Below are 13,032 nucleotides of genomic sequence, written 5' to 3'. Positions count from 1 at the left end.
GATGCAGGCGCCGCATGGATTGCCGCTTTCGTGGCAATGACGGTCTGGCGCCCTCGGACACAGCTTACGGCCTGCCACTGCTGCACGTCATTGCCGCACGCGCGGCTATCCATACCGAGCGTGTAAACCCTCTAACTATATTTACATCGCCCGCTCCGCCTTTGTGTAGAATCTGCTGATTACGGCCACGAGCCCTTGCTTAATTTGAAAGTTTAACCATGAAAAAAGCCGTCATCAGCGGTACCGGCCTGTACACCCCGGCCCTGTCCATCAGCAACGAGGAACTGGTTGAATGCTTCAACACCTACGTCGCCCAGTTCAACGCCGATAACGCCGACGCCATCGCGTCCGGCGCCGTCACCGCGCTGGAACCGTCCAGCGTGGCCTTCATCGAAAAAGCCTCGGGCATCAAGGCCCGCTACGTGATGGAGAAGGAAGGCATACTCGATCCCAGGCGCATGGTGTCGCGCATCGCCGAGCGCGCCGACGAGGAAATCTCGCTGCAGGCCGAGATGGCCGTGGCCGCCGCCCGCCAGGCGCTGGAGCGCGCCGGCCGCACCCCGGCCGACATCGACATGGTGCTGGTGGCCTGCTCCAACATGCAGCGCGCCTATCCGGCCATGGCGGTCGAGGTGCAGGGCGCGCTCGGCATCGAGGGCTATGGCTTCGACATGAACGTGGCCTGCTCCTCGGCCACCTTCGGCATACAGACCGCCGTGGCGGCCGTGCAGAGCGGCCAGGCCCGCGCCGTGCTGGTGCTGAACCCGGAAATCACCAGCGGCCACCTGAACTGGCGCGACCGCGACAGCCACTTCATCTTTGGCGACGCCTGCACCGCCATCGTGGTGGAAGCGGCCGACACCGCCGTATCCAGCCAGCGCTATGAAATCCTGGAAACCAAGCTGAAAACCAGCTTCTCCAACAACATCCGCAACAACTTCGGCTTTTTGAACCGCTTCGACGAAACGGGCGTGGGCCAGCCGGACAAGCTGTTCCGCCAGCAGGGCAGGAAAGTATTCAAGGATGTGTGCCCGATGGCGGCCGAGATGATCAAGGACACCATTGCCGCCGCCGGCCTGGACGTGCCGCAGATCAGCCGCTACTGGCTGCACCAGGCCAACCTCAACATGAATCTGCTGATCAGCCGCATGATACTGGGGCGCGACGCCGAGCCGCAGGAAGCGCCCGTGATCCTGGACGAATACGCCAACACCTCGTCGGCCGGCTCCATCATTGCCTTCCACAAGTATTCGGACGACCTTCCGTCCGGCGCGCTGGGCGTGATCTGCTCGTTTGGCGCCGGTTATTCCATCGGCGCGGTGGTGCTGCGCAAGCTGTAAAGATGCAAGCAAGATGAGTCCTTTTTGAGGGACTTTCCGGGCTGATGTGCTACTCTTGTGCTGTTTTATTCTCAAACAGCGAAGGAGACCCGCACGCATGCCCCACAACATCAGCCTGATCACCACCATCGCGGCCGCCCTCGGGTTCGGCCTCCTGTTCGGATTCATCGCGGCGCGCTTGAAGCTGCCCGCCCTGGTGGGCTATCTGGCTGCGGGCATCCTGCTGGGTCCGGCCACACCCGGTTTCGTGGCCGATACCGCACTGGCCAGCCAGTTGGCCGAGATAGGCGTGATGCTGATGATGTTCGGCGTCGGCCTGCATTTTTCCCTCGACGATTTGTGGGAGGTGCGCAAGATCGCCCTGCCCGGGGCGATTTTGCAGATTGCCGTCGCCACCCTGCTGGGCATGGGACTGGCGCATTTCTGGGGCTGGTCCCTGGGCGGCGGCCTGGTGTTCGGGCTGGCGCTGTCGGTGGCCAGCACCGTGGTGCTGCTGCGGGCGCTGGAGGAGCGCGGCATCCTGGACAGCCTGAACGGCCGCATCGCGGTTGGCTGGCTGGTGGTGGAAGACCTGGTCACCGTGCTGGTGCTGGTGCTGCTGCCTCCGCTGGCCGTGCCGCTGGGCGGCGTGGCGGACGCGGCCCACGGCGCCGACGGTGGCGGCAGCCTGTGGCAAACCCTGGCCGTCACCTTCGCCCTGGTGGGCGCCTTCATCGCCCTGATGCTGGTGGTGGGCCGCAAGCTGTTCCCCTGGATACTGTGGCAGGTGGCGCGCACCGGTTCGCGCGAGCTGTTCACCCTGTGCGTGATCGCGGCCGCGGTCGGCATTGCCTATGCCTCCACCCACTTCTTTGGCGTGTCCTTCGCGCTGGGCGCCTTCTTTGCTGGCATGGTGCTGCGCGAGTCGGAGCTGAGCCACCGCGCGGCCGAGGAATCTCTGCCGCTGCGCGATGCGTTCGCGGTGCTGTTCTTCGTTTCGGTCGGCATGCTGTTCGACCCGGCCATCATCCTGCAGCAGCCGCTCAAGCTGCTGGCGGTGGTGGCCATCATCGTGGTCGGCAAGTCGGTGGCAGCCTTCCTGCTGGTGCTGCTGCTGCGCTATCCGGTGCGCAGCGCGCTGCTGATCTCGGCCAGCCTGGCGCAGATCGGCGAGTTTTCCTTCATCCTGGCCGCGCTGGGCCTGTCGCTCAAGCTGATGCCGGAGGAAGGCCAGAGCCTGATCCTGGCCGGCGCCATCATCTCGATCGCCTTCAACCCGGTGGTGTTCGCCATCACCAAGCCGCTGGAGAACTGGCTGGCCAGGAATAAATCGCTGGCCGCCAAATTTGAACGCAGCACCGACCCGCTGGCCGAGCTGCCCATGTCGGTGCCGCACACCCATCTGGCCGGACAGGTGGTGCTGGTCGGCTATGGCCGGGTCGGCAAGCGCATCGCAGGCAGCCTGAAGGAGCGCGGCATCCCTTATGTGGTGGCGGAGCAGAATCGCGAGCTGGTGGACCAGCTGCGCAAGGAAGGCGTGCCGGCCGTGGCCGGCAATGCCGGCGAGCCGGCGGTGCTGATCCAGGCCCACATCGCGCGCGCCCGCATGCTGGTGATCGCCACGCCGGACACCTTCCACGTGCGCGCCATGATAGAAACGGCGCGCGCCCTCAATCCCGCCATCAAGACCGTGGTGCGCACCCACAGCGACGAGGAAGCGGAACTGCTGCGCAGCGAGCGCGCCGGCCAGGTGTTCATGGGCGAGCAGGAGCTGGCCAAGGGCATGACGGAATATGTGCTGGAAACTTTCGAGGACGCCAAGGGTCAGGGCCAGCACCACTGAGCTTGCTCGTTTCAGGATCAGGGCGGGCGCGCCCAGGCTGGGGCAACGATGGCGGTGCGCCCTGCACGGCAAGGCGGCGCAGGGTCGCCTGAAACGGGTTCTTACAGCTCCAGCTGCATCTGCTCCGGCGGGTAGCTAATGCGCAGCCCGTCGACCTGGGCAAAGGGCGTCAGCTTGTGCGGCTTGCGCTGGCGATCGTCGATGATGTCGTCCACCAGCACGCCGCGCACCAGCAGGGCGTCCGCCACCAGCGAGCGGTGGCAGCGCCACGGCACGGCCTCGGCGCACATCAGCGCGCAGGCTTTCTGCCGGCCCAGTTCGACCACGGTATCCACGTTGCGCGCGAACTCCTCGGTCTGCATGTAGTCGGCATAGCCGCGAAACGACTCGTTGCGCCAGCCGGCGTTGGGCGTATCAGGGCGCGGACGGCGCAAGCCGCCCAGGCCGCGCAGATAGCGGTATTCGATGCCGGCTGCCGCCAGCGAGGCCGGCAGCTGGTCCTGGCCGAACTGCGGGTTGTGGCGCGACTTCGGCACGGTGCGGATGTCCAGCAGGCAGGCGATGCCGTTCTCGCGCAGCAGCGCGATGAAGTCCTCGATGCTGCGATTGGAATGGCCGATGGTGCAGACGAGTTCCTGTGTCATTACGATCTCCCGTCTGTATTCTGGCACGGATGCGCGGCGGGCAGCGCCAGCCAGCGTGTTGACCTTTCGGCAAAATTCCCCTACTGTGATGGCGGGGCGGCGCCTTCAAGCCTGCCAGTCCCGGCCGCGTGCCGGGACGGCTCTGCGGGGTTACCCCGTGGGAGATTGATTGTTGCTCACTCACCGCATGAGCGGCGTTGCGCTGCCGCGCAAGACTGCTCACGCATCACGAGACTCGTTGAAGATACGCCGCCCCCTGACATCCCGCATGCATATCCAGAAACTCACCGCGCTGGCCCTGGCCGATACCATGCTGGCCACCGATGGCAGTCTGCCCAGCGTCATCGCGGCCTGCCAGCGGGTATTCGATGCCACCCTGCCGTGGGCGCCCGCCCTGTGCGCCGCGCTGCTGGCGCGCACCGCAGAGCATTTTCATGATTTCAGCCGGCACGAACTGGCCGCACTGCTGCTGGAATGCTGCGACCTGGAGGGCGACGCCGAGACGGGGCCGGTGTTCGTCACCTTTCCGGCCGTGCGGCGCTACAGCCTCGATGCGCCGCTGCGTCCCGCCCGGCCGGCCTGGCTGGCGGCGCTGGAATTGCCGGAACTGTCCTCGGTGGGAGCATTGGCTGCCTGGCTGGATGAGCCGGCCGCCGCGCTGGACTGGCTGGCCGACCGCTGGCGCCTGGCGGGCGACGCGGCCTCACCGCTGCAGCACTACCACTACCGCTGGGTGCCCAAGCGCAGCGGCGGCCTGCGGCTGATCGAAATTCCCAAGGAGCGGCTGCGGCGCATCCAGGTCCGCATCCTGCGCCAGATACTGGACCGGGTGCCGCCGCACGCGGCCGCGCATGGCTTCCGGCGCGGCCATTCCTGCGTCACGCACGCGGCGCAGCACAGCGGGCGGCAGGTCGTGATCCGCATGGACCTCAAGGATTTTTTCCCCAGCATACCGCTGTCGCGCATCCACGCGCTGTTTGAAAAGCTCGGCTATCCGGCCCTGGTGGCGGGCACGCTGGCGCGGCTGTGCAGCAACCGCACGCCGCGCGGCGCCATGCACGATGGGCTGGCGTGGAGCGAGCGGCAAGCTTTGAAGTCGCCGCACCTGCCGCAGGGATCGCCCTGTTCGCCCGCGCTGGCCAATTTGTGCGCCTACCGCCTCGACATGCGGCTGCAGTCGCTGGCCGAGTCGCTGGGCGCGTCCTACAGCCGCTATGCGGACGACCTGGCGTTTTCCGGCGGTGTTGAACTGGCGCGTGCGGCGCAGCGCTTCCACATCCAGGTGGCTGCCATCGCACTGGAGGAAGGCTTCCGCGTCAACACGCGCAAGACGCGGGTGATGCGCGCCGGCGTGCGCCAGCAGGTGACCGGGGTGGTGGTCAACGCCCATCCCAACATCGCGCGCGATGAGTACGACAAGCTCAAGGCGACGCTGAGCAACTGCGTGCGCCACGGCCCGGCGTCGCAGAACCGCGGCGGCCATGCCGACTTCCGCGCCTATCTGGCGGGGCGGGTATCGTATGTGAAGATGGTGAACGCGGGACGCGCGGCGAAACTGGAAAGCCTGCTGGCCGCCATCGCGTGGGCAAATTAATTTTTCGTGCGCGTGTCGAATTCAGGCATCATCGTTCGTCGTCAGGATGAAGCACCCCAACCATTTTCCCGCAAGGAGACGCCATGAAAAAACAGATCATCTTCAATCTGCCGGTCAAGGACCTGGACAAGTCCAAGGCCTTCTTCACGGCCCTGGGCTTCAGCTTCAAGACCGAATTCAGCAATGAAAAAGCGGCCTTCATGGTCATCGTGGAAGACAGCATACAGGCCATGCTGAGCACGGAAGACTTCTTCCAGTCGCTGATCGGCAAGCCGGTGGCGCAAGCGAAGCAAGCCAATGAGGTAGTGATCTGCCTGAACTGCGACAGCCGCGAGGAATTGGACAGCCTGATCGCCAAAGCCACCGCCGCCGGCGCCCGCATCCCCCACCCGCCGGAAGACAACGGCTACATGTATGACCAGGGCTTCGAAGACCTGGACGGGCACTTGTGGAACCTGGTGTGGGTGGCCGGGCAGTCCTGATAAACCTCGGTGTCTACACCCCGGTGTCAGATCTGCCATTAGTACATGAGGCCGCCTTTTCGCAGCGAGCCCATGTACTAATGGCAGATCTGACCCTCACGGTTGCTGCAGATCTGACCCTCACGGTTGCTAATGGCAGATCTGACCCTCACGGTTGCAGCGAGCCCATGTACTAATGGCAGATCTGCCCCTCACGGTTGACCCTCACGGTTTTGGCGGACGCATCTTGGCCAGCAGGAGTGAGATGATGAGGACGATCGCGGCCACGATGCCGGCCTTGGTCCAGGCTATGCCTGAAAAGCCGTGGTAGTAGCCATCGTAGATGGCTGAACCGGCGCCCACGCCCAGGGCGCCGCCCATGCTGCTTCTGATCTTCTGGCTGTTCATGTCAACTGGCCTGTATAAATTGGTTTATGTCGGCCAGTTCCTGGATGACAGGGACCTGGCGGTCCAGCATGCGCACGGCATCTGCGGCCAAGCGGTAGCCCACCACTTGCACGCCAGCCGCCAAGCCGGCCTGGACGCCGGCCAGGCTGTCTTCCACCAGCAGGCAGCGCTCTGGCGCCACGCCCATCATGGCGGCCGCGTGCAGGATCAGGCCGGGGGCCGGCTTCCAGGACTGGACCTCGTAGGCGCTGGCGATGCGGTTGGTGAAGTAAGGCAGCAGGCCGGTCAGCTCCAGGCACTGCTCGATCTTGAAGCGGGGTCCGTTGGACGCCACGCACTTCTCGATGGCGAGGGAGCTGACCAGCTCCACGGCCCCGTTCATGGGCTTCAATTCGCGCGCATACAGTTCGGCGCCGCGCTCGCGGAACGCCAAGGTCAGTTCATCCATGCCCATGACCGGGTACTCGGCCAGGATGGATTGCGCGAACGCCGCGAACCGGCAGCCGCGGAAGCGCTCCAGCACCGCTTCGGCAGAGAGGGGCGCCCCGGCCTCGCGCAGGATGTCGCTGAGGACGCGCGCCGACAGCGACTCGCTGTCCACCAGCGTGCCATCGCTATCGAATATGACGCCGGCAATGCCCACGCCTCAGCCTCCGGCCCGCTTGGCGTTGCCGTAGCCCTGCTTTTTCAGCGCTTCCAGCACGCGCTCGCAGTGGTCGCCCTGGATCTCGATCACGCCATCCTTGACGGTGCCGCCACTGCCGCAGGCGCTGCGCAGCTGCTTGCCGAGGGCCGCCAGCGCGACGGCGTCCAGCGGCACGCCCTTGACCAGGGTGACGGCCTTGCCGCCGCGCCCCTTGGTCTGCAGCGCTACCCGCACCACGCCATCGCCCCTGGGCACGGACTGGGCCCGGGCCTTGCACACGCACTGCGCCAGCGCCTGGCGGCATTCGGGACAGGTGCGCCCCACTTCGGTCGAATAGACCAGACCCCTACTTTTCATTAGTCATCCTCATAAGCGCGCCGCCAGCTCCGCCCCTTCGCGGATGGCCCGCTTGGCGTCCAGCTCCGAAGCCAGCGCGGCCCCGCCTATCTTGTGGAAGCGCGGGCCGCCTTGCTGGCCTTCTGGCGGCATCAGTTCCGCCAGGCTGTCCTGGCCGGCGCAAATGACCACATTATCCACTGCCAGCAGCCTTTCTTCCCCGTTCACGGCGATATGCAGGCCGGCGTCGTCTATCTTGCGGTACTCGACACCGGACAGCATCACCACGCCATTGCGCGCCAGGGTGGCGCGGTGTACCCAGCCGGTAGTCTTGCCCAGGCCCGCGCCCGGCTTGCTGGTCTTGCGCTGCAGCAGATACAGCTGGCGCACCGGCTGCGGCGCGGCCGGCGGCAGCAGGCCGCCATTGTGCTCGCCGCGCAGGTCCACGCCCCATTCCCTGGCCCACAGGTCCGGCGCCAGCGGCAGCGCGTGCCGGGGGTCGTGCAGCAGGAATTCGCCGACATCAAAACCGATGCCGCCCGCGCCGATGATGGCCACGCGCTTGCCCACGGGCGCCCCGTCGCGCAGCACGTCCAGGTAGCTGAGCACCTTGGGATGATCTATCCCGGGAATGGCCGGCTTGCGCACCTGGATGCCGGTGGCGACGATCACCTCCTCATAGCCTTCGGCCAGCAGCTGTTCGCGCGTGGCGCGCACGCCCAGGCGCAGCTTGACGCCCGTGGTTTCCAGCTTGCGGCCGAAGTAGCGCAGGGTTTCGGCGAATTCCTCCTTGCCGGGGATGCGCATGGCGACCTTGAACTGGCCGCCTATGCTGTCGCCGGACTCGTACAGGGTGACATCGTGCCCGCACTCGGCGGCCACGGTGGCGGCCGACAAGCCGGCCGGTCCGGCGCCCACCACGGCCACTCGCCGTGGACGGGCGGCAGGCGCATACACCAGCTCCGTCTCATGGCAGGCGCGCGGGTTGACCAGGCAGCTGGCGCGCTTATTGGCGAAGGTGTGGTCCAGACAGGCCTGGTTGCAGCCTATGCAGGTGTTGATCTCGTCCGCCCTGCCCTGCGCCGCCTTGGCGACGAAGTGCGCATCGGCCAGGAAGGGCCGCGCCATGGAGATCAGGTCGGCCTCGCCCCGCTGCAGCACCGCCTCCGCTTCCTGCGGCATGTTGATGCGGTTGGACGCCACCACCGGTATGCTGACCTCCTGGCGCAGACGCCCGGCCAGACCGGCAAAGGCGGCGCGCGGCACCGAGGTGACGATGGTGGGCACGCGCGCCTCGTGCCAGCCATAGCCCGTGTTCAGGATGCTGGCGCCGGCCTGCTGCAGGGCGCGCGCCACCGTGGCCACCTCGTCCCAGCTGTTGCCGCCGTCGACCAGGTCCAGCAGCGAGTGGCGGTACATGATGATGAAGTCCGTCCCCACCTCGGCGCGGATGCGGCGCACGATCTCCACCGGCAGGCGCATGCGGTTCTCGATGGCGCCGCCCCAGCGGTCGGTGCGGTGGTTGGTGCGCGCGCACAGGAACTGGTTGAGCAGATAGCCTTCGCTGCCCATCACTTCCACGCCGTCGTAGCCGGCATCGCGCGCCAGGCGCGCGCAGCGCACGTAGTCGCGGATGGTCGATTCGATCCCGGCCTCGCTCAGCGCGCGCGGCTTGAACGGAGAGATCGGCGACTTGCGCGCCGAGGCCGACACCACCAGCGGCTGGTAGCCGTAGCGCCCGGAATGCAGGATTTGCAGCAGTATCTTGCCGCCCTCCTCGTGCACGGCGGCCGTGACGCGACGGTGGTTGCGCAGGTCGCCGCGCATGTTCAGGGTGCCGCCGAAGGGCAGCAGCCAGCCCTGCCGGTTGGGCGAGATGCCGCCGGTGACGATCAGGCCCACGCCGCCGCGCGCCCGCTCGCGGTAGAAGGCGGCAAGCTTGCCGTAGTTGTAATAGCGGTCTTCCAGGCCGGTGTGCATGGAACCCATGATGACGCGGTTGCGCAGGGTGGTGTGACCCAGGTCCAGGGGCGCCAGCAGGTGGGGGTAGCTCGCGGTGGTCATAGTCGTTATCAGCTTGAGCGCCAGTAATGGAGGAATGGTGGCCGGATTAAAACCCGAAAATCCTAGACCTCGGCCACTAAAGTGCCGCTCTTGTATTCTGCCACCCTTTCCCGTACGCTGGCCTCCATGACGCAATTCCTCCTGTTACTGTTGCTTGCCACAATGGCACCGGCGTGGGCCCAGGCTCCCAAGCCTGAACTGCCCAAGCTGGAGGTATCGGTCAACCGGGTGGACGTGGACTCGCAGCATATGTTCGAGGTCAACGCGGTCGGCACGGTGGCGGCCTCGCCGCCGGCCGTGTGGCGCATCCTGACCACCTACGAGCGCATGAGCGAGTTCGTGCCGGACCTGGAATCGTGCAAGGTCCTGTCGCGCAATGGCAATGAGGCCATCATCGAGCAGTTCGGGGTGGCGCGCTTTTTGTTCATGTCCAAGTCCATCCACCTGATCGTGCGGGCCACGGAGCAGCCGGTATCGTCGATCGATATTGCGCTGATCTCGGGCGACATGAAGCACTATGAATCGCGCTGGGAACTGGTGCCGGTGCCGGAAACGGGCGGCACCAAGGTGGTCTACAGCGGCAAGATGGTGCCCAACTTCTATGTGCCCGGCATGCTGGGCGCGAAGATGATACGGCACGATATCGAGCGCATGATGGCGGCCGTGCTGGCGCGCCTGGACCGGCGCGACGGCGATGCGGCCAAGCCGGCGCCGGCGCCAGCCAGATAAGCGAGGCCAGGCAGTTAGGCCAGATAGGTATCGCGGGCGCGCAGCTCGGCGTACTGCTCGATGCTGCCGATCTTGACCATCAGCGGATTCAAGCTCAGCTTGGTGCCCTGCATGGCGCGCCAGGCGAACTGCCATTCCTGTTCCACCGCTTCGGCGGCGGTCTTGGTGAAGGCCGCGCCCAGGGCCGCGCGGGCGCCGTATTCGACCGCGCCATCGATGCCGGCCCAGGCCGGCAGCGCGCGCTGCACGGCGCGGTGGATGCGCTCACCGAATTCCTCGGTGTTATGGATGATCAGGCAGGCGTCGGCGTTGAACAGTTCGAACAGCTTGGGTTCCCAGGCTTGCGAGAAGCTCAGGGTCAGGCAGCCGGCGGCCGGGCGCAGCACGAACTGGCCCTGGGCCAGGGCCAGTTCCAGGTCTTCGCGCACGCCGTAGCGGTACAGGGTGGGGGGGCGTTGATAGTCGTGCATGATAGGTCCGGAATTAGCGTGGAGTGGGCTGGCGCACGTGGCGGTGCGACCGCATGGAGGCCGAGGCGATGAAGATTTCGCGCAGCAGGTAGACGAAACTGGCAATCAAACAGACCATGGCCACCACGAACATGCCCGCGATGTATTTATCCAGCCCGATGTTGGTGATGTCGCCGAGGAACAGCATGGCGATCACCAGGCAGATCAGCAGGCCGCAGGCGGTCGAGGAGGCAATGGCGACATTGATCAGGTGCGAGCGCCGGTACAGCACATCGAGCTCGTTCAGGTAGTTGTCGTTATAGCCTATGTCGAGGCGGTCCTCCAGCACCCGCGAGCGGTCGATGATGCGCGCCAGGCGGTTGGTCAGCACGGTCAGGTTGGTGCAGACGCCGGTCAGCAGGAAAACCGGCGCGATCGCCAGTTGGATGATGTGGCCGATGTCGCCGATCTGGATATTCATCAGGGTATGTAAGCTGGGTTTGATACGCGCCTCTGTGGACATGGGCTGCTCCAGGCGACAGTGTAACAGCCCGGACCAGCCGTCCCAAAGTTTAAGCAGCTGTTTCAAAGAAGACCAGGGCGTCGTTGCGGCGGCTCGCCCCGTTCATTTTTAAACAGCTTCTAGGCGGCGCTGAAGGACCCGCTGCGCTTGAACTGTTCGGTGGCCGCCACCAGCGCCGCCGCGATGCCGTGCTCCATGGCGCCGTGGCCGCCGTCCGGCACCATGTGGAGCACCGAGCCGGGCCAGGCGCGGTGCAGCTCCCAGGCCGATACCGGCGGGCAGATCACGTCGTAGCGGCCCTGCACGATGGTGGCAGGCAGGTGGGCAATCCGGCCGACATCGCGCAGCAGCTGGCCTTCCTCGAAGAAGCCCAGCTTGGCCATGTAGTGCGATTCCAGGCGGCCCACGCCCAGGTCCAGGCTGTCGGACGGCGCTTCCTCGGGCTGCGGCAGCAGGAACACGCGGCGGTTCTCGAAGCGGCTCCAGGCCCGCGCGGCCGGCCAATATACGGCCGGATCGTCGCTGAGGATGCGTTTCACATACGCTTGCAGCAGGTCGCCGCGCTCGGCCTCGGGAATGGCGTTGGCGAATTCCTCGTGCAGCTCGGGATAGAACCAGCGGATACCGTCTATGAACCAGTCGATTTCGGCCCTGGTGCACAGGAACACGCCGCGCAGCACGAAGCCCAGGCAGCGCTCGGGATGGGCCTGGCCGTAAGCCAGCGCCAGCGTCGAGCCCCAGGAGCCGCCGAATACCAGCCATTGCTCGATGCCAAACAATACACGCAGGCGTTCGATGTCCTGCACCAGCAGCTGGGTGGTGTTGGCGCGGGTTTCGCCCAGCGGGGTGGACTTGCCGGCGCCGCGCTGGTCGAACAGGATCACGCGGTAATGCCGGGGATCGAAGAAGCGGCGATGCCGGGGCGACAGGCCGGCGCCGGGGCCGCCGTGCAGGAAGATCACCGGTACGCCATCGGGATTGCCCACTTCCTCCCAGTACAGGGTGTGGATCTCATCGACCGGCAGCATGCCCTGGCGCAGCGGGGCGATGGGGGGAAACAGGGCGGTGGGGGCGATGCTCATGGCGGTCCTCGTGTGGTCTGGGTGGCTGCAATGTACACAGGCGCGGCTGGATTTTCCAGTGTGCCGCGTTGCAGCATAAAAAAAGCACCGCCGCAGCGGTGCTGGTCTCGCGGACAGCAGTCCGTATCAGGACATGTGCTGGCCGCCGTTGATGGCGATGTTGGCGCCGGTCACGAAGGCCGCTTCGTCCGAGGACAGGTAAGCCACCAGGCCCGCCACTTCCTCCGGCTTGCCCAGGCGGGCCATGGGGATTTGCGGGATGATCTTGGTGTCCAGCACGTCCTGAGGGATTTCCATCACCATCTTGGTGCCGATGTAGCCGGGCGAGATGGTGTTGACGGTCACGCCCTTGCGCGCCACTTCCAGCGCCAGCGCCTTGGTGAAGCCGTGCATGCCGGCCTTGGCGGCCGAATAATTGGTCTGGCCGAAGGCGCCCTTCTGGCCATTTACCGACGAAATATTGATGATGCGGCCCCAGCCGCGCTCCACCATGCCGTCGCACACCGGCTTGGTCATGTTGAACACGGAATCCAGATTGGTGCCCATGACGGCGTCCCAATTGGTCTTGTCCATTTTCTTGAAGGTCATGTCGCGGGTGATGCCGGCGTTATTCACCAGCACGTCCACCGGACCGATTTCGCTCTGGATGGCGGCGATGCAGGCTTGCGCCGACTCGTAGTCGGACACATCGCAGGGATAGGCGCGGAAGTTATAGCCCTGATCGCGGGTGGTGGCCAGCCATTGTTCCACCTTGGGGTTGCCAGGGGAGTAAGTCGTTACCACGTTATAGCCCAGCGCGGCCAGTTTGTAGCAAATCGCTTCGCCCAAACCACCCATGCCGCCGGTTACCAATGCAACTCTTGCCATATTATTGTCCCCTCAAACTAAGTCACTGCAGTAAAAACCGTTCCCGCCGCCCCGCTAACCATGCGCG

14 protein-coding genes are annotated in these 13,032 nt (G+C 65.6%); 5 read left to right on the top strand and 9 right to left on the bottom strand.

What is annotated here, in order from left to right:
• The first annotated feature begins 218 nt into the window (after window positions 1-218).
• Window positions 219-1,340, top strand: a complete 1,122-nt coding sequence (locus tag ACLB1G_RS25015) for a beta-ketoacyl-ACP synthase III (RefSeq protein ID WP_491629974.1) — start codon at window positions 219-221, stop codon at window positions 1,338-1,340.
• A 97-nt stretch (window positions 1,341-1,437) separates the two neighbouring features.
• Complete coding sequence (locus ACLB1G_RS25010) at window positions 1,438-3,162, top strand: cation:proton antiporter domain-containing protein (RefSeq protein WP_491629973.1); 1,725 nt, start codon at window positions 1,438-1,440, stop codon at window positions 3,160-3,162.
• A gap of 101 nt (window positions 3,163-3,263) precedes the next feature.
• Here the strand turns inward: ACLB1G_RS25010 and ACLB1G_RS25005 are convergent, their stop codons facing one another.
• Window positions 3,264-3,806 carry a DUF488 domain-containing protein gene (locus tag ACLB1G_RS25005; protein ID WP_491629972.1) on the bottom strand — a complete coding sequence of 181 codons (543 nt, stop codon included), beginning with the start codon at window positions 3,804-3,806 and terminating at the stop codon, window positions 3,264-3,266.
• A gap of 268 nt (window positions 3,807-4,074) precedes the next feature.
• Here ACLB1G_RS25005 and ACLB1G_RS25000 point away from each other — a divergent pair, with 268 nt between their 5' ends.
• Both ACLB1G_RS25000 and ACLB1G_RS24995 read left to right on the top strand, forming a co-directional pair.
• Window positions 4,075-5,400: a reverse transcriptase family protein gene (locus ACLB1G_RS25000; protein ID WP_491629971.1), complete on the top strand. Its 1,326-nt coding sequence runs from the start codon at window positions 4,075-4,077 to the stop codon at window positions 5,398-5,400.
• Window positions 5,401-5,483: 83 nt separating this feature from the next.
• Window positions 5,484-5,882: a VOC family protein gene (locus tag ACLB1G_RS24995; protein ID WP_491629970.1), complete on the top strand. Its 399-nt coding sequence runs from the start codon at window positions 5,484-5,486 to the stop codon at window positions 5,880-5,882.
• A 204-nt stretch (window positions 5,883-6,086) separates the two neighbouring features.
• On the opposite strand, the gene ACLB1G_RS24990 is transcribed toward ACLB1G_RS24995, so the two are convergent.
• The 4 genes from ACLB1G_RS24990 to ACLB1G_RS24975 are packed head-to-tail and all read right to left on the bottom strand — an operon-like array spanning window position 6,087 to window position 9,315.
• The gene (locus ACLB1G_RS24990; RefSeq protein ID WP_491629969.1) at window positions 6,087-6,269 is read right to left on the bottom strand and encodes a hypothetical protein; all 183 of its coding nucleotides are present in this window, start codon (window positions 6,267-6,269) and stop codon (window positions 6,087-6,089) included.
• 1 nt (window position 6,270) lies between these two features.
• Entirely contained in the window at window positions 6,271-6,912 is a 642-nt protein-coding gene (locus ACLB1G_RS24985) for an HAD-IA family hydrolase (protein ID WP_491629968.1), read from the bottom strand.
• A gap of 3 nt (window positions 6,913-6,915) precedes the next feature.
• Window positions 6,916-7,272, bottom strand: a complete 357-nt coding sequence (locus ACLB1G_RS24980; RefSeq protein WP_491629967.1) for a translation initiation factor Sui1 — start codon at window positions 7,270-7,272, stop codon at window positions 6,916-6,918.
• 9 nt (window positions 7,273-7,281) lie between these two features.
• On the bottom strand, window positions 7,282-9,315 hold the full coding sequence (locus ACLB1G_RS24975; protein ID WP_491629966.1) for a 2,4-dienoyl-CoA reductase FMN-binding domain-containing protein: 2,034 nt from the start codon (window positions 9,313-9,315) through the stop codon (window positions 7,282-7,284).
• A 162-nt stretch (window positions 9,316-9,477) separates the two neighbouring features.
• Here ACLB1G_RS24975 and ACLB1G_RS24970 point away from each other — a divergent pair, with 162 nt between their 5' ends.
• A complete protein-coding gene (locus ACLB1G_RS24970; protein ID WP_491629965.1) occupies window positions 9,478-10,044 on the top strand; it encodes an SRPBCC family protein in 567 nt (188 codons plus the stop codon).
• Window positions 10,045-10,058: 14 nt separating this feature from the next.
• On the opposite strand, the gene ACLB1G_RS24965 is transcribed toward ACLB1G_RS24970, so the two are convergent.
• From ACLB1G_RS24965 to phbB, 4 genes are all read right to left on the bottom strand, one after another.
• Window positions 10,059-10,514: a hypothetical protein gene (locus ACLB1G_RS24965; RefSeq protein ID WP_491629964.1), complete on the bottom strand. Its 456-nt coding sequence runs from the start codon at window positions 10,512-10,514 to the stop codon at window positions 10,059-10,061.
• Window positions 10,515-10,527: 13 nt separating this feature from the next.
• Window positions 10,528-10,974: a DUF2721 domain-containing protein gene (locus ACLB1G_RS24960; protein WP_491630072.1), complete on the bottom strand. Its 447-nt coding sequence runs from the start codon at window positions 10,972-10,974 to the stop codon at window positions 10,528-10,530.
• A 161-nt stretch (window positions 10,975-11,135) separates the two neighbouring features.
• Window positions 11,136-12,098: a prolyl aminopeptidase gene (pip, locus tag ACLB1G_RS24955; RefSeq protein ID WP_491629963.1), complete on the bottom strand. Its 963-nt coding sequence runs from the start codon at window positions 12,096-12,098 to the stop codon at window positions 11,136-11,138.
• 126 nt (window positions 12,099-12,224) lie between these two features.
• Window positions 12,225-12,965 carry an acetoacetyl-CoA reductase gene (gene phbB, locus ACLB1G_RS24950; protein WP_491629962.1) on the bottom strand — a complete coding sequence of 247 codons (741 nt, stop codon included), beginning with the start codon at window positions 12,963-12,965 and terminating at the stop codon, window positions 12,225-12,227.
• Window positions 12,966-13,032: the final 67 nt, after the last annotated feature.

The organism is Duganella kummerowiae (assembly GCF_053572355.1).
Note: the sequence above shows the minus strand (reverse complement) of the source record. Positions and strands in the feature narration are given on the sequence as shown.